Genomic DNA, 18,043 nt, shown 5'->3' with positions numbered 1-18,043 from the left:
GCCCGACTGCTGGACGCGGTCGCGCCGCCCTCGAACCCGCCGTCGCGCAGATCGCGCGGCTCGTCGCCGCGGCCACCGGCGTCCCGATCCGGCAGGCGGGCCCGCTCGGCGTGATCGTGACCGGGGCGTTCCGGCTGGCCGCCGAGCGGCTGCGCGCCGACGACGGCGGACGCGACGTTCGTGCGGCCGGACGGCCGCCCGGCCGAGGTGCGGCGGCTGCCGTGGGGTCCGGCGCTGTGCCTGGTCCCGTGGAACGCGCCCGCGCCGATGGCCGCGCACAAGGTCGCGAACGCGCTCGCGGCGGGCTGCCCCGCGATCCTCAAGCCGAGCGAGTTCGCGCCGTACGGCGTCCGCCGGTTCGCCGAGGTCGTCGCCGGGACGCTCGCCGGACGCGGCGTCCCCGGCGGGGTCTTCCAGCTCGTCAACGGCGACGGGGACACCGGCGCCCGGCTGACCGCCGACCCGCGGATCCGGGCGGTGTCGTTCACCGGCGGGACGGCGGGCGGCCGGTCGGTCGCCGCCGCCTGCGCGGCCGGGCTCAAGCCGGCGCAGCTGGAACTGGGCGGCAGCAACCCGCTGATCGTCATGCCCGACGCCGACCCGGGCCGCGCCGCCCGCACGGCCGTCGACCTGCTCACCACGCTCAACGGGCAGTGGTGCCGGGCGCTGGGCCGCCTGATCGTGCCCGCGGACGCGCGGGACGCGCTGCTCGACGCGATCGGCGCGCGGCTCGCGGCGCTGCGCGCGGGCCCGCCGCTGGACGACGACACCGACTTCGGGCCGCTGGTCCACTCGCGCCACCGCGCCCTCGTCGCCGCGCACCGGGACGCCCTCGGCGGGCGGCGGCTCTCCACGACCGAGGTCCCCGACCAGGGGAACTACCTGGCTCCCGCGCTGGTCTCGGGGGCGGACCCGGCGGCCGCCGCCGAAGAGATCTTCGGGCCCGTCGCCACCGTCCACCCGTACCGGACGGTGGACGAGGCGGTGGCGCTCGCCAACGGCACCGAGTACGGGCTCGAAGGGTACGTGACCGGCACCGACGAGGAGGCGGCGCTGGCCGTGGCCTGGCGCGTCCGGGCCGGGGAGGTCAAGGTGAACGGGTCCAGCGTGCTGAGCCTGCACATGTCCGCGCCGCGTCCCGCGTGGGGCGCGTCCGGGCTGGGCGAGGAGGGCACCGCGGAGACGCTCCGGTTCTTCACCAACCCGCGGGTCGCGGGCGTGGAGAACGGTTTCGCGCTGCACTCGCGGGAGGCGCCGTGACGGGGGTTTCGCGGGTCCTGGTCGCCGGGGCCGGTCCCGTGGGCCTCACCGCCGCGCTGGCCCTGGCCCGGCGCGGCGTCCCGGTGACCGTCCTGGAGGCGCGCGACGCGCCGTCCGCCGAGTCGCGCGCCTCGACGTTCCATCCGCCGTCGCTGGAGATGCTGGACGGGCTCGGCGTCCTCGACCGGCTGCTGGAGCTCGGCCTCGTCTCGCGGACGTTCCAGTACCGGGAGCGGCGCGGCGGCGTCATCGCCGAGCTGGACCTGTCGGTGCTCGCCGACGACACGCCCTTCCCGTTCCGGCTGCAGTGCGAGCAGAGCAAGCTCACCCCGATCCTCCTCGACGACGTGCTCGGCGCGGGCGGCGAGGTGCGGTTCGGGGCGGCCGTGGACACGGTCGTGCCGGACGCGGACGGGGTGGAGGTGCGCACCCGCGCGGGCGAGCGGCTGCGCGGCGGCTGGCTGATCGGCGCGGACGGCGCGGACTCGGCCGTCCGGCGGTCGCTCGGCGTGGAGTTCGCGGGCATGACCTACCCGGAACGGTTCCTGGTCGCCTCGACCCGCACCGACGCGGCGGCGCTGCTGCCGGGGGCGGCCGCGGTGAACTACGTCTTCGACCCCGACGAGTGGCTGGTGCTGCTGCGCACCCCGGACCACTGGCGGGTGCTGTTCCCGACCCCGGACGGCACGCCGGACGACGGCGAGCTGGCGCAGCTGCCCGCGCGGCTGCGCGGGGTCGCCGACGTGCCCTGGGACGTCGCGCACGCCAGCCTCTACGAGGTCCACGAGCGCGTCGCCGCGACGTTCCGCACCGGCCGGGTGCTGCTGGCCGGGGACGCCGCGCACGTCAACAACCCGCTCGGCGGCATGGGCATGAACAGCGGCATCCACGACGCCGTCCTGCTGGCGGAGGCGCTCGCGGGCGTCGTCCGGGGCGGCCCGGAGGCGGCCCTCGACGCCGCCGCGGTCGCGCGCCGCGACACCGCGCTGTCGTTCGTGCAGCGGACGGCCCGCGCCAACTGGGACCGGATGCGGTCCGGCGGCACGGCCGACCGGCACGCGGAGCTGCGGAAGCTGGCCGGCGATCCGGTCGCGGCGCGCCGCCACCTGCTGCGCACCTCGATGATCGCCTCGCTGCGGGACGCCGGGTGACGCGGGGCGCCGGGCGCGCGGAGATCGTCCGGGAGAACCCGGCCCGCCTCGGGGAGGTCGTCGGCCGGGTGCCGGTGGCGGACGCGCCGGACGTCGACCGGGCCGTCCGGGCCGCCGGAGACGCGCAGCGCGACTGGTGCGGCGTCCCGGCCGGGGAGCGCGCCGGCGTTCGCGGCGCCGGCGGACGCGTGGAGGCGATGCCCGGGACGGCGGAGCTGCTGGCCCGCGAGTCCGGCAAGCCGGTCGCCGACTGCGCCGGGGAGATCCGGTTCGCCGCCGCCCTGCTGCGCTGGACGGCCGACCGTGCGCCCGCGCTGCTCGCCGACCGCGAGACCGACGACGACGCCGGACGGCTCGTGCTGCGGCACCGCCCGTACGGGGTCGTCGCGGCGGTGACGCCCTGGAACGCGCCGGTCGTCCTGACGCTGCTGAAGGTCGGCCCGGCGCTCGCGGCGGGCAACACGGTCGTGGTGAAGCCGTCGCCGCTCGCGCCGCTGGCGGTCGCCCGCGTCCTGACGGCGTTCCCGGACGGGCTCGTCAGTGCGGTGCAGGGCGGCGCGGCGACGGGCGGGGCGCTGGCCGGTCACACCGGCGTCCACCGGGTGCGTTCACCGGCGGCGGCGGGCTCGCGCCGTCGGGGCCGCCGCCGCGCGCGCCGTCACCCCGGTGCTGCTGGAGCTGGGCGGCAACGACCCGCTCGTCCTGCTGGACGACGCGGACCTCACCGACGCGGCGATGGACCGGCTGGTGATGGCGTCGTTCGCCACCGCGGGCCAGGTGTGCATGGCCGCCAAGCGCCTGTACGCGCCGAGGTCGCGGCTGGCCGAGGTCCGCGAGGCGTACCTGGCGGCGGCCGCGCGGACGCTCGTCCTGGGCGACCCGCTGGCGGACGGGACCACGGTCGGGCCCGTCATCTCCGCCGAGGCGGCGGACCGGGTGCGCGCCCTGGCCGCCGACTCGCGGGCCCGGGGCGGCACCGTGACCGAACTGGGCGCGGTCCGGGTCGACTTGGAGCGGGGCCACTTCGTCCGGCCGGTTCTGGTCACGGACGTGACGGACGGCGCCCCGGTCGTGGCCGCGGAGCAGTTCGGCCCGATCGTGCCGCTGCTGGCCTACGACGACGAGGACGAGGTCGTGGCCCGCGCGAACGCGGGCGAACTCGGGCTGGCCGCGTCGGTCTGGTCGGCCGACGAGGCCCGCGCGTTCGCGTTCGCGCGCCGTTTCGACGCGGGCTTCACCTTCGTGAACACCCACAACCGCACGGGGATGGCGCCGCACGCCCCGTTCGGCGGCGTCAAGCGCAGCGGGCACGGCCGCGAGTACGGCGCCGAGGGCCTGCTCGAATACGTGCAGACCTGCGCGATCCACGCCCCGGCCGCGTTCCGGGCGGGCGGCGCCGGCATGGGCGCGGGCGCGTACCCCGCCTGACCACCCGCCTGACCACCCGGCTGACAGGTCCCTTGACCCCCGCATCGTTACCCGTTCGCGGCATCGGCCCATTGCCTTATCGCACGTCTGCGCGCTTAATGAGAGCATCCTAATGGAAACTCCGTTTCCCTAATGGAAACGGGGTGGATTGCCCACGGAGGCAGCATGCGCGTCTCACACGCCGTCCGGACCCTCGGCGGAACCACCGCCGCCGCCCTCGCCCTCACCGCCCTCGGTCCCATCGCCCCGGCCCAGGCCGCCGTCACCCGAATCCAGACGACCGTCGACATCCGCTGCGCGTTCACGACGCTCGAACAGGACGCCGACTGGTACTTCCCGTCCGGCGCCCCCGAGGGGCTGGTCTGGCTCCAGCACGGCTTCGCCCGGGCCAACGACCACGTCGCCGACCTGGCGTCCGAGTACGCCGCCGCCGGGTACCTCGTCTTCGCCCCGACCCTGCCGACGGGGAACATCTTCGGCTGCACGCTGCAGAACATCGGTAACAACACCGACTTCCTCGGCAACGTCGCCGACCTGTTCACCAAGATGTCCGACCCGGACGACAAGCTCGGCCGCAGCTTCGCCGACGCGAAGGCCGAGGCGGGACGCCCCGGGCTCACCATGCCGGACGAGCTCGTCTTCTCCGGGCACTCGGCGGGCGGCGAGGCCGTCAGCTACGTCGCCGGGCGCCTGCGCACCGACGGCCCGGCCGCGTGGGCGCGGCTCCGCGGCCTCGTCCTGCTGGACCCGGTCGCGTCGTTCATCGGCGACAACCTCGAAACCGGCCTGGAGGCCGTGAACGGCACCGGCCGGATGATCCGCACGATCTCCGGGCCGGACGGCCTCTGCAACAACAGCGGCGGCGGGACCGACCTCGTCCAGTCCCGCGTGACGGCGCCGTTCGTCGGCGTCCGGCTGCCGGACGGCGCGCACACCGACGCCGAGGGCGCCAGCACCGACGGCGTCGGCACGCTCGCCTGCGGCGAACCCGAGAGCGCGAACGTCGAGGTGCTCCAGACGTTCGCGGTCGCCTGGGCCACCGACGCCTTCGACGGCACGCAGACCCCCGCCTATCTGCCGGGCGGTTCCTACTACCAGAGCCAGCTGGCCTCCGGCCGGATCGAAACCCTCACCGGCGCCTCCTGACCCGGCGGCGCCACGCCCCGGTTCCGGCACCGCGCGCCCCGCGTGCGTTGCCGGAACCGCCCCTCCGTCCCGTCCCGTCCGACCCGCAGAGCGAGAGAACCCGCCACGATGAGCGCAGCCAAGGAAACCCCGCCGGCCCCCGCCGCCCGGATCGCCGCGTTCCCCGGGTGCCCGCCGGTCGCCTTCGACCCCGCGCGCGCCGCCCCGTTCGGCTGGTGGCCCGCGGCGTGCATCGCCCTGGTGGCGCTGATCGACCGGGTCGAGGCCAATCTGATGGCCGGGGCGCTGCCCCGGATCCAGGAGGAGTTCGGCTTCTCCGACACCGCGGGCGGCGCCATCGCCACCGCCGCGGCGCTGGCCGGGGTGGTGCTGCTGATCCCGGCCGGGCGGCTCGCCGACCGCGCCCGGCGGACCTGGACGATCGCCGCCGTGGTGGCGGTCTGGTCCGTGCTGACGGCCGGGAGCGGGCTGGTGCGGTCGTACGCGGCGCTGTTCGCCGTCCGGGTGTTCCTCGGCGGCGCGGGGCTGCTCTACAACCCGTCCGGATCCAGCCTGATCGCGGACTACTACCCCGGCGCCGGGCGCTCCCGCGCGTACGGGCTGGAGCGCTTCGCCTACTTCTCCGGGCTGCCCCTCGGGATCATGGCGGGCGGCGCGCTGGCCCAGGCGTTCGGCTGGCGGGCGATGTTCTTCCTGGTCGCGTCCCGGGCGTGCTCATCGCGCTGCTCTGCCTCACCGTCCGGGAGCCGGTGCGCGGCCTGGGCGACCGCATCGAGGCCATGCGCTCCACCGGGCCCGCCCCCGCCGAGACCGGGACCGCCCCCAGAACGGAGCGAGAGCCGCTGGTCGCGCAGTTGCGCGGCCTCTGGGCGATCCGGACACTGCGTTCGATCTCCCTCGGGCTGACGATCCTGTTCTTCGGCCTCGGCGGCCTGTTCTTCTGGATGCCCAGCTACTACCAGCGCGCCCACGACCTCGCGACGGCCCGCGCCGGCCGTCGCCGGGGGCGTCGGGCTGGCCGGGATGGTCGTCGGCACGCTGCTCGGCAGCCGCTACGGCGACCGGTGGCACGGCCGCTCCCCCGGCCGGCGCGTCCGGTTCGGCGCGATCGGCCTGGCGGTGGGCACGGCCGGGCTGGCGGGCGCCGTCCTGATCCCGGCGCTGCCCGCGCAGGTCGCGTTCTACTGCCTGGCCAACATCGGGTTCTCGATCGCGATCCCCAACCTCACCGCGGCCGGCGCGGACGCGTCGCGCGGACCGCCGCGGGCTCGGCTTCGCGGTGCTGCAGTTCCTGATCACGCTGGGCGGAGCGGCCGGGCCGCTGCTGGTGGGCGCGGCGTCCGACCTGGCCGGCTCGCTGCGCGGCGCGTTCACCGTGCTGCTGCTCCCGCTGCTGGCCGGGACGCTCGTCGCGTTCGGCGGCCGCCGCGGCACGACGCCGACGCCGCCCGCGCCCTGCGGCCGTCCGGCCCCGGCCCCGGCCCCGGGTAGCCCCGCGGGAAGTTTCCGCCCGCGGGATCTGGCGGTGGGATCACCACGCTTGTATGGTTTTTGGAAACAGCGTTTCGCTAGTGGAACCGGGAGGCCCGATGGGTCCGGTCCGGGTGGCCGCCGTGCAGTTCGCGGTGGGCCGCGACGTCCCCGCCAACCTCGCCGCCTGCCTGCGCATGATCGACCGCGCGGCGGACGAGGGCGCGCGGATCATCGTGCTCCCAGAGTTCTGCAACCACCAGTCCTGGTACGAGGACCGGGCCGACGCCGCCCGCCGGGCGTGCACCCCGGACGGCCGGTTCCTGTCCGCGATCGCGGACCGGGCGCGCGCGCACCGCGCCCACGTCAAGGTCAACGTCACCCTCGCCGACGGAGGCCGGATCACCGTCGCGAGCCTGCTGTACGGCCCGGACGGCGAACTGCTCGGCCGGTCCGACAAGCTGACGCTGATGGGCGCGGAGGGCGACCACCTCGACCCGGGCACCGGTCCCGGGCCGGTCCTGGCCACCCCGCACGGCCGGCTCGGCATGTACGCCTGCATGGAGGGCGTCACCAGCGACGTCCCGCGCGACCTCGCGGTCCGCGGCGCGCAGGTGCTGCTCAACAGCCTCAACTCGTTCGCGGTCGACGAGGCGAGCCTGCACGTCCCGGTCCGGGCCGCCGAGAACCGGGTGTGGGCGGTGGCCGCGAACAAGGTCGGGCCGCTGCTGCCGACCGAGCTGCTGCCCGCGATCGCCGAGCGGCTGGGCGTCCCGCCGGAGTCGCTGGCGGGCGCGGGCGAGAGCCAGATCGTCGCCCCGGACGGGACGGTCGTGGCGAAGGGCCCGCGCACCGGCGAAGCGGTCGTCGCCGCCGACATCGACCCCGCACTCGCCGACCGCAAGACCCGCCCCGACGGCACCGACCTGTTCGCGTCGCGCAGGCCGCGGCTGTACGCGCCGATCGCCGCGCGGCCGCGTCCCCGCGCGGCCCCGCCCGGGAACGAACGGCTCGACGCCGCCGTCGTCCGCTCTCCCGGACGGGTGGGCGAGGCGGCGCGCGCGGGCGCGGAACTGATCGTCCTGCCCGAGCTGGCCTTCGGCGCGGACGCCGCCCCGGCCGACGTCGTCGGGGCACTCGCCGAGGCGCTCAACGGCACCACCGCGCATGCGGTGACCAGTGTGCGCGCGGGCGGCACGCACACCTCCTACCTGGTGAACGCGGACGGCCTGGCCGGAACCCAGCCGCAGCTGCACTCCTGCGCCCGGCATTCCGGCTGGGCCACCGAACTCGGCGACCGGCTCGACGTGTTCGCGCTGCCCTGGGGACGGCTCGTCCTCGTCACCGGCGACGACGCCCTCTACCCCGAGGTGTTCCGGCTCGCCGCGATCGCCGACGCCGACGCCGTCGCCGTCCCGTTCGCCCCGGCGCAGGAGTGGGAGACCGCGCTCGGCCTCCCTGAACGCGCCGCCGAGAACAGGCTGAACGTCATCGCCTCGGGTCCGGCGGGCGGCCTGATCCTCGCGCTCCCCGCCGACTTCACCCTGTGGACGTCCTGGCAGGGCCCGTTCGAGGGCCGGATCAGCCATCCCCTCGTCACCCGAGCCACCGAACCGGTCACCGTGGCGGCCGTCCACCCGGCCCAGGCCGTCAACCGGTTCGTCTCGAAGAACACCGATCTGGTCGGCGGGCGGCCCGCGCACGCGGTCGCCGCGCTCGCCGGCGCCGAACCGAGCGGAGCTGCCCGTTGAAGGAGACCCTGCGGCACGTCGAGCAGATGCTGGACGACTCCCCCGTCACCGACGTGACCGAGACCTTCCACCGGTTCCGGTCGATCCTGTCCGGGTTGAAGGCGAAGATCGACGATCGGTTCGACCTGACCCGCGACCCGTCCACCGACGACCTGGAGTCCTACGGGAACCCGCCGGAGAGCCCCGGCGGGACGCTGGCGGCCTACAGCGGTCCGGAGGTCGACTGGATGGTCCACTCGTGGCTGGGGAACCCCGCCGCCGGTTTCGCCAACCTGCACCTGACGGTGTGGCTCGGCCCGCACGTCCGGGTCCCGCATCTCGGCATCGCGCTGCTGGTCTGGCCGGAGGGCTGGTTCTACGTCGATTCGGTCCCCCGCGCCAACCTCCTCGCCGACGGCGCGTACTACGACGCCTACTACGAGCCGCTCAACGCCGGCTGGCTGGCGCTCCGGGAGGAGAACCCGCAACTGGAGTGGTTCACCAGCCGCGCCGGATTCATCCGGGCGAGCCTGTCCCCCACCGCGCACTGCTACTCGTTCCCCCGCGCGGGCGAGAACGTCGACCTGGTCGAACGGGTGCTGACCGAGCACGTCGACCGGTGGCTCGGCTGGGTGGAGGCCGCCGACCCGGTGCCCGAGCCGGAACGGGCGGCGCTCGCCGCCGCCGACCTGGCGACCCGGCGCAACATCGCCGAACGCGACCCCGCGAACGTGATGGGCGTCCGGTACTTCGGCGAGGAGACCACCGGACGTCTCGTCCGCGCCCTGTGGGGCGGCGACCGGAAGCTGCCCCGCCCATGAACGTCCGGTCCCTGTGGTGGTCGGCCGCGACGGGCGGCGCGGCGCCCTTCGGCACCTCCCACCTGAAGGTGTACTACCCGGCCCGCGCGGAGGGCACCGACGCCGAACGGCTGTCCGGCGTGATCCCCGCCGACCCGGCGGGCGCCCCGTACCCGGTCGTCGTGTTCTGCTCCGGCGTGAACGTCGAGCAGGCCGTCTACCGGCCGCTCGCCGCCCGCATCGCCGCCGCCGGGTTCGTCGTCGTGACGTTCGACCGGGTCGCCGAACTGTTCGGCGGGCAGTACGGGCTCACGCCCGGCGTCGATCTGGACGCGGCCCGCCCCGACGCGTACGGCACCCGCCCGACCTGCCCCGCCGTCCCGGCCGTCCTGGCCGCGCTCGGCGGGATCGACCTGCTCAAGGGGATGCTGGACCTCGACCGGGTCGCGCTCGGCGGGCACTCGGCGGGCGGCACCGTCGTGCTCCAGTCGGCCCGGTTCGTCCCGGGCGTGCGGGCCTGCTTCGGCTACGGCGCGCACACCATGGTCGCCACCATGCTCGGCTGGCCCGCCGGGACCGTGCTGCCCGCGCAGGTCGACGGCCCGGTGCTGCTCGGCGTCGGTACCCGGGACGGCGTGATCGCGGGCAGCGCCGACCGGTACGGCCGCGACGACGCGTCCGATCCGGTCACCCGCACCTTCACCGAGGCGCTGCGCGACCCGCGCGACCTGCTCGCCGTGGTGCGGGGCGCCAACCACTTCGCGATCGCGGACCCGGTCGACCCGACCGCGGCCCGCGCCTTCCTCGACCGGACGCCCGGGACCGACCCGGCCGAGGCCCGCCGCGCGTTCGCCGACCTGGTCGTCGCGTTCCTGCGCGCCCACGTGCGCGGGGACGACGTGACCCCGTCCGCCGACCCGGCGCTCATCGACCTCCGGCGCCGATAGGAGCACCATGCTCAAGAACTTCTGGTACGCGGTCGAGTTCGCGCACGCGGTGACCCGCGCCCCGCGCCGGGTCACGTGCCTCGGCCAGGACTTCGTCCTCTACCGCAAGCGCGACGGCGGCGTGGTCTGCCTGTCCGACCTGTGCGTGCACCGCGGGGCCGCGCTGTCGGCGGGCTCGCTCACCGGCGACGACGGCATCGCCTGCCCCTACCACGGCTGGCGGTACGGGCCGGACGGCGCGTGCACGCGGATCCCCGCGAACCCGCCCGGCCGGGGCATCCCGAAGAAGGCCCGCGTCGACGCCTACCCCGTCCGGGAGGAGTCCGGGCTGATCTGGGCGTTCCTCGGCGACCTGCCGGAGGACGAGCGCCCGCCGATCCCCGGCTTCCCCGAGCACGACGATCCGTCCTTCCGCACCGTCTACGTCGAGATGGTCATCGACGCGAACTACGAGCGGACGTTCGAGAACGTCGTGGACGCGTCGCACACGCCGTTCGTCCACGGCACCCGGTTCGGCAACCCGGACAAGCCGGAGATCCCCGACTACCGGATCGTCGAGGACGACTGGTCCGCCGTCGCCGACATCTCGCTCAGCCCGCCGCCCGCGAAGGGCCTGTGGAAGCGGCTGTACAAGGAACGGCCCGAGGAGGTGCTGGTCACCAACGGCTGGTACCTGCCGAACATCGTCAAGCTGCACGTGCGGCTGCCGTTCGGCGACATGATCCTCTACGACCACAACATCCCGCTCGACCGGGACCGCACCCTCGTCAAGATCGTCGGATACCGGAACTTCTTCACCGGCCGGTGGGCCGACGGCGACGCCCGCAGGCGGATCCGCAGCATCCTGCTGCAGGACAAGCCGGTCGTGGAGAGCCAGCGTCCCGAACTGCTGCCCTACGACCTGCCCGACGAACTGCACCTGCGCAGCGACGCGCTCCAGGTCGCCTACCGGCGGCGCCGCCAGGCGCTGATGGCCGCCGCTGGTGGGTCGGCGACGAGGACGTCGCACGGCCCGGCGGGCCGCGCGGGAGCGCCGCCGTCATCCCGTCCCCGGCGCGCCGGGAGAACCCCGAGCTGGCCCGCGCCTGGCAGCACCGCGCGCGCGGCACCGCCCCGCAAGCGGCGGACACCGGGACGCCCACCACCGAGGCGGCTCCCGCCGAACCGTCCACTGTCGAGCCGGCTCCGGGTGGGTCGGCCGCGAGCGAAGGAGCGCGCGAGTGAGCGTGTCACCGCCCAAGGCGCTGAGCGACCGCACGCTGGCGGCGCTGGCCGGCGTCGACGAGCTGACGACGGTCCGCGAGCGGGACCTCACGAGCCCGATGTCCCCCGACCCCGTCGGCACCCTGCACGTCCTGCGCGGGGAGCGGATCGCCAAGGTCGTCCGCATCGGGCTGACCGTCGACGCGATCGGCATGGACAGCCACATGATCTTCGCGTTCACCGGCGCGGAGTCGGCCGTCCCGCACTTCACCCTGGACTCGGTCCGGGCTGGCGGCTACCTCGCCTACCACATCGACCTGGTGCCGCGGGCGGACCTGGGCGCGCAACTGGAGTACGTCAACGCGGTGTACCAGCCGCTGACCCCCGTGTTCGAGGAGGTCAGGGACCGGTTCGGGCCGTCCGCGGCCGCGATCGGCCCCCGGCAGCACGCGATGATGTCGCCCTGGATGCTCGTCGACCGGGCCGACGAGGAGCGGTTCGAGCAGATCGGCGCCTACCTCGACCGCTACTTCGAGCACTGGCGGGACCTGCTGGTGAAGGGCGTCCCGGACGGTGTCCTCGGCGCGCTCGACGGTGCCGCCCTGGCCGCGCGCGACGCGCGCAACCGCGCCGCCCTGTTCAGCCCCGAGGTCGATCCGGTGTGGGCGAACGTGGCGCGGCTCGTCGGCGACGGGCAGGCGGAGGAGCTCCGCCGCGAACTGCTGACCAACGACCTGCCGGAGGAGGACGCCGCCCATGGCTGAGCCGAGCGAGTGGCAGAGCCGGATCGAGGGCGAGTGGCACGGGCGTCCGTCGCTGTTCGACGCCGCCGGAACGTGGCAGGGGTTCGAGGACATCCGCCGGTCGTCGGTCTTCGAGGACGGCACCACCACCTACTACATGGACGGCGGGCTGGAGGGCGGCGGGCCGCTGGCCGGACGGTTCCGCCTCGGTGCGCCGTTCGCGTTCGGGGTCGTCGACTCCGACCGCGACCGGCTCTACACCGGGCCGGACTTCCACGGCACCGGCCAGCCGTACGGCGCGTTCGTCGACGCGCACTACTACGGGCCGGGCTGGCAGGTCGACCTCAACACCTGGAACCAGGTGCTGCCCGACGGCGAGACGCAGGTCTACTCGTCGACGCTCTACCAGGGCTGGGCGCTCGTCGGCTGCTTCAACGGCGTCTACCGGCGCACGACCGACTACGACACCAACGCCGCGACCAGGGAGTCGATCGAACGGTTCCTGGCGGACGAGACGAAGCACGGGCCCGTCCCGTACATCCTCCCCACGAAGCGGCGCGGCGCGTACAGCGGGACGTGCGAGCTGTGGGGCGCCGACCAGAAACCGGCGGGCGAGGTCGCCGTCTCGATCGAGCTGGAGCCGATCGACCTGCTGCGCACCCGCCGCCGCATCGCCTGGACCGGCGCCATCGACCGGATCTGCGCGGTCGACGCCAGGCGGGACGGCTGCCGCTCGTTCTTCGAGGGCCCGGACGCGTGGGGCAGTGCGCAGGCGTTCGGCCGGGCCGACCATCCCGTCCTGCACTTCACCGACGTGTGGAAGCTCAAGGGCCGCGAGTTCATGATCGACGCGAAGCCCGGGATGGACGCCGGGGAGACGCTGGCCGTGGTGTACGAGCTGTTCGAGGGCAACGTCCTGGCCGGTGTCCTGCACGGGGTGCTGACCTGGGAGGACGCCGCGTGACCGGGAACGCCGCGACCGGGACGGGGCCGGCGGTGGTCGTCACCGGCGGGACGCGCGGGATCGGGCTCGGGCTGGCCCGCGAGTTCCTCGCCCGCGACGCCCGGGTGGCGATCTGCGGCCGGTCCCGCGAATCGGTCGACAAGGCCCTCACCGAACTCGGCGACGGCGCCGTCGGGGTCCTGCGACATGGCCGACCGCGACCAGGTGCAGGCGCTGTGGGACGCGGCGGCCGGTGCGTTCGGGCGGATCGACCACTGGATCAACAACGCGGGCGTGTCCACCGCGCGGCGTCCGCTCACCGAGCTGCCGCCCGGACAGCTGGAGACGGTCGTGGCGGCCAACCTGCTCGGCGTGCTGCACGGCAGCGCCGTCGCGGTGCGGGGCATGGCGGCGCAGAGCGGCGGCGGCACCGTGTGGAACATGGCGGGGCTCGGCAGCGACGGACGGACCGTGCCGGGGCTCATCGCCTACGGCGCGACCAAGCGCGGCACCGACTACCTCACGACCGGCCTGGCCGAAGAGTCCAAGGACGGCCCGGTCAAGGTGGCGCACCTGTCGCCCGGAATGGTCCTGACCGACCTGCTCGTCCAGGACTACTCCCCCGAAGAGCTGGCGAAGGCGAAGAAGGTCTTCAACATCCTCGCCGACCGGGTGGAGACGGTGACGCCCTGGCTGGCCGCCAAGGTCCTGGCCGGTACGCGCAACGGCGGGACCGTCGCCTGGCTCACCACCCCCAAGATCATGCGGCGGTTCCTGGCGGCGCCGTTCCGCAAGCGCGACCTGTTCGGCGACGCGGCATGAGCGAGTACCCGATCTCGCTCGCCGTCGAGGACTTCGTGCCGGTGGCGCTGACCGCCGCCGGGGTCGCGATGCTGCGGCACCGGCACCCGCTCGTCCCGGTCGCGGCCGCCCTCGTGGTGGCGGGCGGGTTCGCCAAGGCGACCTGGAAGCTGATCGTCGCCCTCGACGGGCCGGACCTGCCCTGGCTCCACCACGCGCTGTTCCCGCTGCTGGCGCTCGGCTTCACGACGCTGCTGTTCGCGCTGTCGCGCGAGCCGCGCCGCCCGCCGCGTCCGGCCGTCCTCGCGGTGCCGCTCGTCCTCGCGCTCGCGGCATCGGCCGTCCTGCGCGACACCTGGCCCGCGATGGTGTGGACGATCGCCGCGGTGACGGGCGCGGCCGTCCTGCTGCTGCGGGCGCCCGGCGGGCGGGCGACCCGCTCGCGACGCCGCTGTTCGCCGCCTGGCTGGCCGGGCAGTACGTGCTCGGCCCGCTGGCGGCCCGGGCCGACCAGTCCGTCGCCCTGCAGTGGGTGGAGCAGACCTGCAACACGCTCGCGCAGGCGGCGTTCGCGTTCGCCGCCTGGCGGCTCGGCACGACGACCCGGACCACGGAAAGGGCGGAGACGTGACGGACGCACTCGGCTGGCGGCGCAAGTTCGGCGTGATCGCGCCGTCCACCAACACGATCGTCGAACCCGACTTCCACCGGATGGGCGTGCCCGGCGTCACGTCCCACTTCTCCCGCATCCACATCCGCGACCAGAACATGGCCGGGGACGCGGGGATGGAACGGCTCCTGGAACAGATCCGCGACGAGATCGGCGCGGCCTGCGAGCGCGTCCTGACGTGCGAACCCGACTACATGGTGATGGGCATGTCCGCCGAGACGTTCTGGGGCGGGGTGGACGGCAACAAGCAGTTCGTCCGGCAGATCACCGACATCACCGGGCTGGGCGTCGCGACCGGCGCCGAGGCGTGCGAGCGGGCGCTGAAGCTGTTCGGCGCGCGGCGGATCGGGGTCGTCACCCCGTACCAGCCGGTCGGCGACGCCAACGTCCGGCGGTTCTTCACCGAACTCGGCTTCGAGGTCGACCGGATCATCGGCCTGCGCTGCCCGACCGCCGTGTCCATCGCGCACGTCACCGCCGCGGACCTGCGGGCGGCGCTGCGCGAACTCGCCGCCGGACGGGTCGACGCGCTCGTCCAGTGCGGCACGAACCTGTCGATGGTCGCGACGGCCGACGAGGCCGAGCGGTGGCTCGACCTGCCCGTCATCGCGATCAACGCCGCCACCTGGTGGATGGCGCTGCGCGACAACGGCGTCGACGACCGCGTCGAGGGCGCCGGAACCCTGCTGCGCGAACACTGACGAGAGGAAGCGATGACGGTCAAGGACGGCTGGCAAGGACGTTTCTTCGAGGACTTCGAGGTGGGCGACGTCTACCGGCACCCCCTCGGCCGGACGGTCACCGAGAGCGACAACACCTGGTTCACGCTGCTGACGATGAACACGAACCAGACGCACTTCAACGCCGAGTACGCGGCCCGGTCCGAGTTCGGCAGGCCGCTGGTCGTGTCCACTCTGACCGTCGCGATCGCGGCGGGGCAGAGCGTCGTCGACACCACCCAGAACGCCTTCGCGAACCTCGGGTGGGACGACATCCGGCTGCCCCGTCCGGTCTTCGCGGGAGACACCCTGTTCAGCGAGTCGCTCGTGCTGGCCAAACGCGAGTCGGCGAGCCGCCCGCACGCCGGGATCGTCACGATCCGCACCCGGACCCTCAACCAGGACGGCGACGAGGTGTGCACGTTCCGGCGCACCTTCTACGTCTACAAGCGGGGCGCCGAACGGCTGGAACGGGTGTTCCCCGAGGCGCGGACGCCGCTGTCCCCCGACGGGGAGGCGGACCGCGCATGAGGATCGCGTTCGCGCCGTGGGGCGAGACGCTGGCCGAACTCGCCGACGCCGCCCGCCGGGCGGAGGCCGCGGGCGCCGCCGCCATCTGGACGCCCGAGCTGCACCGCAGCGCCACCGTCACCGCCGCCGCGGTCGCCGCCGCCACCGGCCGTGCCCGGGTCGGCACCGGCGTCGCGCTCGCGTTCACCCGCAGCCCCATGACCACCGCGCTGGAGGCGCTGGACGTGGACGAGCTGTCCGGCGGCCGGTTCGTCCTCGGGCTCGGCACCGGGGTCCGGCGGCTCAACGAGGACTGGCACGGCGTCGCGTTCGGCGACCCGGTCCGGCACGTCCGCGAGGTCGTCCGGAACGTCCGCCGCTTCTGGGCGTCCTGCGCGAGCGGCGACCCGATCGACCTGCCCGGCCGGGAGGCGCCGATGCGGATCCGCGGCTACCGGCGGCCGGTCGCCGTGCACCGGACGGACATCCCGGTCTACCTCGGCGCGATGGGCCCGGCCATGACCCGTCTCGCCGGGACGATCGGCGACGGCTGGCTCGGCCACGAGCTGTGCTCGCCCCGGTACCTGGCCGAAATCGTCCTGCCCGCGCTGGAGGCCGGGATCGCCGACGCCGGAGGAAAGGAACGCGAGGATATCGAGGTCGTCGCGTCCGCCTGCTGCTCGGTCGGCGTCGACCGGGCCGCCGCCCGGCGGCGCGCCGCCGGGACCGTCGGCTTCTACGCGAGCGTCCGCACCTACGCCGCGTTCTTCGACTTCCACGGCCTCGGCGGGCCCCGCGAAGCGGTCGCCGACGCCTTCCGCGCGGGCGCCGCCGCCGGGGACCTCGCCGGGACGGTCCCCGCCGACATGGTCGACGCGGTCACGGTGACCGGCGGACGCGACGACGTCGCCGCCGGTCGCCGCCTACGCGGGCCTCGCCGACACGCTCAAGCTCGGCCCGCCGACCCACGGCCTCGCCGCCGCCGAGATCCGCGCGTCCCAGGACGACCTGCTGGCGCTGCTCCCCGAACTCGCGGGGAGCGCGTCGTGAAGCCCCTCGCGGACGTCCGCATCATCGCGCTCGAACAGTACGGCGCCGGCCCGTTCGGCAGCGTGCACCTCGCCGACCTCGGCGCCGAGGTCATCAAGATCGAGGAGCCGCGGTCGGGCGGCGACGTCGGACGGTACGTCCCGCCGTACGGCGCGGGCGAGGACTCGCTGTTCTTCGAGACCTTCAACCGGAACAAGCGCAGCCTGTCGCTGGACCTCGCCACCGACGCGGGCCGCCGCGTGTTCGAGGACCTGGTGAAGGTGTCCGACGCCGTCTACTCGAACCTGCGCGGCGACGTCCCGGAGAAGATCGGCATCACCTACGCCGACCTGAAGCACCTGAACCCGGCGATCGTCTGCTGCTCGCTGACCGGGTTCGGGATGACCGGGCCGCGCCGCGCCGAACCCGGCTACGACTACGTGCTGCAGGGACTCGCCGGGTGGATGGAGCTGACCGGGGAGCCGGACGGGCCGCCGGTCAAGTCGGGGCTGTCGCTGGTCGACTACTGCGGCGGGTTCGTCGCCGCGATCTCGCTGCTGGCCGCGCTGCACGCGGCGCGCCGCGACGGCGTCGGCACCGACTGCGACGTCAGCCTGTACGACACCGCGATCGGGCTGCTGACCTACCCGGCCACCTGGCACCTCAACGCCGGGTTCGAGCCCGCCCGCACCCGCCGGTCGGCGCACCCCTCGCTCGTCCCGTTCCAGGCGTTCGAGGCGAGCGACGGCTGGCTCGTCGTCGGCTGCGCGAAGGAGAAGTTCTGGCGGCGGCTCGCCACCGTCGTGGGCCGCCCCGAGTGGGCCGGACCCGACTCCGGGTACGGCTCGTTCGAGGACCGGCGCCGCAACAAGGACACGCTGCTGCCCCTGCTGGAGGACGTCTTCCGCCGCCGCACCGTGGACGCGTGGCTCGCGGACCTGTACGCGGCCGCCGTCCCCTGCGGGCCGATCAACGACGTCCGGCGCGCCCTGGACGAGGAGCACACGCGGGCGCGCGGGCTGCGCGTCACGACCGAGCACCCCCGCTTCGGGACCGTCGAGCAGCTCGCCTCGCCCGTCCGGGTCGGCACCGAACCCCCCGACTACCGCCGCGCCCCGCTGCGCGGCGAGGACTTCGACCTGGTCGTCCGGCGGATAGCCGGCTACGACGATGCCACGGTGGCGAACCTGCGAGCCGGAGGCGCGTTCGGCCCACCCCCACGGGAGACGCAAGACGAGCCCCGCCTACCGAGCGAACCGGACCGGAACAACTCGAACGCCCCGAACGAGCCGGACGGCACGGGCGGAACGAACGGCGCGGGCCGATCGGACGGCGGCACGGGGGCGGGGCGGTGATCGCGCGGGAACTGGCCGCCTGGGCGGTCGGCCTCGACGGCGTGCCGGCGCCGGTCGGCGCGGCGGCGACCCGGCACCTGCTCGACGGGTTCGGCATCGCGCTCGCCGCGCCTGCCGGACGGGCGCGGCGGCGGCCGC

Annotated in this window: 16 protein-coding genes and 3 pseudogenes; 18 read left to right on the top strand and 1 reads right to left on the bottom strand. The window is 74.8% G+C overall.

The annotated features are described in order from the left end of the window. Positions 1-281, bottom strand: a 281-nt coding sequence (locus BJF79_RS59365; protein WP_262401854.1) for a hypothetical protein, incomplete at its 3' end; no start/stop codon positions are given. Here BJF79_RS59365 and BJF79_RS11205 point away from each other — a divergent pair. From BJF79_RS11205 to BJF79_RS59345, 18 genes and pseudogenes are all read left to right on the top strand, one after another. Further along, positions 181-1,260, top strand: a complete 1,080-nt coding sequence (locus BJF79_RS11205) for an aldehyde dehydrogenase family protein (protein ID WP_075896870.1) — start codon at positions 181-183, stop codon at positions 1,258-1,260. The genes BJF79_RS59365 and BJF79_RS11205 overlap by 101 nt on opposite strands. Beyond that, positions 1,257-2,411: an FAD-dependent oxidoreductase gene (locus BJF79_RS11200; protein WP_075896868.1), complete on the top strand. Its 1,155-nt coding sequence runs from the start codon at positions 1,257-1,259 to the stop codon at positions 2,409-2,411. Before BJF79_RS11205 ends, BJF79_RS11200 begins: the two co-directional genes overlap by 4 nt. Further along, a pseudogene (locus tag BJF79_RS66730) lies at positions 2,408-3,839 on the top strand (aldehyde dehydrogenase family protein). The gene BJF79_RS11200 and the pseudogene BJF79_RS66730 overlap by 4 nt, the downstream one beginning before the upstream one ends. Before the next feature lie 165 nt (positions 3,840-4,004). Next, entirely contained in the window at positions 4,005-4,985 is a 981-nt protein-coding gene (locus BJF79_RS11190) for a hypothetical protein (protein ID WP_083733341.1), read from the top strand. Positions 4,986-5,093: 108 nt separating this feature from the next. Then, complete coding sequence (locus tag BJF79_RS11185) at positions 5,094-5,891, top strand: MFS transporter (RefSeq protein WP_075896864.1); 798 nt, start codon at positions 5,094-5,096, stop codon at positions 5,889-5,891. 117 nt (positions 5,892-6,008) lie between these two features. Next, positions 6,009-6,476, top strand: coding sequence for an MFS transporter (locus BJF79_RS53100; protein WP_143219844.1), 468 nt, complete (start codon positions 6,009-6,011; stop codon positions 6,474-6,476). Positions 6,477-6,574: 98 nt separating this feature from the next. Continuing rightward, positions 6,575-8,206, top strand: coding sequence for a nitrilase-related carbon-nitrogen hydrolase (locus BJF79_RS11180; RefSeq protein WP_075896862.1), 1,632 nt, complete (start codon positions 6,575-6,577; stop codon positions 8,204-8,206). After that, a complete protein-coding gene (locus tag BJF79_RS11175; RefSeq protein WP_083733340.1) occupies positions 8,203-9,006 on the top strand; it encodes an oxidoreductase in 804 nt (267 codons plus the stop codon). The genes BJF79_RS11180 and BJF79_RS11175 overlap by 4 nt, the downstream gene beginning before the upstream one ends. After that, positions 9,003-9,932, top strand: a complete 930-nt coding sequence (locus BJF79_RS11170; RefSeq protein ID WP_143219843.1) for an alpha/beta hydrolase family protein — start codon at positions 9,003-9,005, stop codon at positions 9,930-9,932. Before BJF79_RS11175 ends, BJF79_RS11170 begins: the two co-directional genes overlap by 4 nt. A gap of 7 nt (positions 9,933-9,939) precedes the next feature. Beyond that, a pseudogene (locus BJF79_RS66725) lies at positions 9,940-10,851 on the top strand (Rieske 2Fe-2S domain-containing protein); the annotation flags it as partial. A 301-nt stretch (positions 10,852-11,152) separates the two neighbouring features. Further along, positions 11,153-11,899, top strand: coding sequence for a hypothetical protein (locus tag BJF79_RS11160; RefSeq protein ID WP_262401849.1), 747 nt, complete (start codon positions 11,153-11,155; stop codon positions 11,897-11,899). Further along, positions 11,892-12,842: a hypothetical protein gene (locus BJF79_RS11155; protein WP_075896858.1), complete on the top strand. Its 951-nt coding sequence runs from the start codon at positions 11,892-11,894 to the stop codon at positions 12,840-12,842. Before BJF79_RS11160 ends, BJF79_RS11155 begins: the two co-directional genes overlap by 8 nt. Further along, positions 12,839-12,946, top strand: a pseudogene (locus BJF79_RS59350) (hypothetical protein); the annotation flags it as partial. The gene BJF79_RS11155 and the pseudogene BJF79_RS59350, both read left to right, overlap by 4 nt. Positions 12,947-13,028: 82 nt before the next feature. Continuing rightward, positions 13,029-13,643, top strand: a complete 615-nt coding sequence (locus tag BJF79_RS11150; RefSeq protein ID WP_262401848.1) for an SDR family NAD(P)-dependent oxidoreductase — start codon at positions 13,029-13,031, stop codon at positions 13,641-13,643. Positions 13,644-13,992: 349 nt separating this feature from the next. Continuing rightward, on the top strand, positions 13,993-14,253 hold the full coding sequence (locus BJF79_RS11145) for a hypothetical protein (RefSeq protein WP_075896856.1): 261 nt from the start codon (positions 13,993-13,995) through the stop codon (positions 14,251-14,253). Continuing rightward, complete coding sequence (locus BJF79_RS11140; RefSeq protein WP_075896854.1) at positions 14,250-14,993, top strand: arylmalonate decarboxylase; 744 nt, start codon at positions 14,250-14,252, stop codon at positions 14,991-14,993. Before BJF79_RS11145 ends, BJF79_RS11140 begins: the two co-directional genes overlap by 4 nt. Positions 14,994-15,005: 12 nt before the next feature. After that, positions 15,006-15,542, top strand: coding sequence for a MaoC family dehydratase (locus tag BJF79_RS11135; protein ID WP_075896852.1), 537 nt, complete (start codon positions 15,006-15,008; stop codon positions 15,540-15,542). Further along, a complete protein-coding gene (locus BJF79_RS59345; protein ID WP_262401852.1) occupies positions 15,539-17,905 on the top strand; it encodes an LLM class flavin-dependent oxidoreductase in 2,367 nt (788 codons plus the stop codon). The genes BJF79_RS11135 and BJF79_RS59345 overlap by 4 nt, the downstream gene beginning before the upstream one ends. Positions 17,906-18,043 lie beyond the last annotated feature (138 nt).

It is taken from the genome of Actinomadura sp. CNU-125 (genome assembly GCF_001942465.1).
In the GTDB taxonomy this organism is placed as follows: domain Bacteria; phylum Actinomycetota; class Actinomycetes; order Streptosporangiales; family Streptosporangiaceae; genus Spirillospora.
This window is presented reverse-complemented; position numbering and strand designations above follow the sequence as displayed.

What these genes read in the sequence shown, in the direction of transcription:
- BJF79_RS59345 (WP_262401852.1), top strand. Translation starts at nt 15,539, where the DNA reads ATGAGGATCGCGTTCGCGCCGTGGGGCGAGACGCTGGCCGAACTCGCC.
- BJF79_RS11170 (WP_143219843.1), top strand. Translation starts at nt 9,003, where the DNA reads ATGAACGTCCGGTCCCTGTGGTGGTCGGCCGCGACGGGCGGCGCGGCG.
- BJF79_RS11180 (WP_075896862.1), top strand. Translation starts at nt 6,575, where the DNA reads ATGGGTCCGGTCCGGGTGGCCGCCGTGCAGTTCGCGGTGGGCCGCGAC.
- BJF79_RS11135 (WP_075896852.1), top strand. Translation starts at nt 15,006, where the DNA reads ATGACGGTCAAGGACGGCTGGCAAGGACGTTTCTTCGAGGACTTCGAG.
- BJF79_RS53100 (WP_143219844.1), top strand. Translation starts at nt 6,009, where the DNA reads ATGGTCGTCGGCACGCTGCTCGGCAGCCGCTACGGCGACCGGTGGCAC.
- BJF79_RS11185 (WP_075896864.1), top strand. Translation starts at nt 5,094, where the DNA reads ATGAGCGCAGCCAAGGAAACCCCGCCGGCCCCCGCCGCCCGGATCGCC.
- BJF79_RS11190 (WP_083733341.1), top strand. Translation starts at nt 4,005, where the DNA reads ATGCGCGTCTCACACGCCGTCCGGACCCTCGGCGGAACCACCGCCGCC.
- BJF79_RS11150 (WP_262401848.1), top strand. Translation starts at nt 13,029, where the DNA reads ATGGCCGACCGCGACCAGGTGCAGGCGCTGTGGGACGCGGCGGCCGGT.
- BJF79_RS11155 (WP_075896858.1), top strand. Translation starts at nt 11,892, where the DNA reads ATGGCTGAGCCGAGCGAGTGGCAGAGCCGGATCGAGGGCGAGTGGCAC.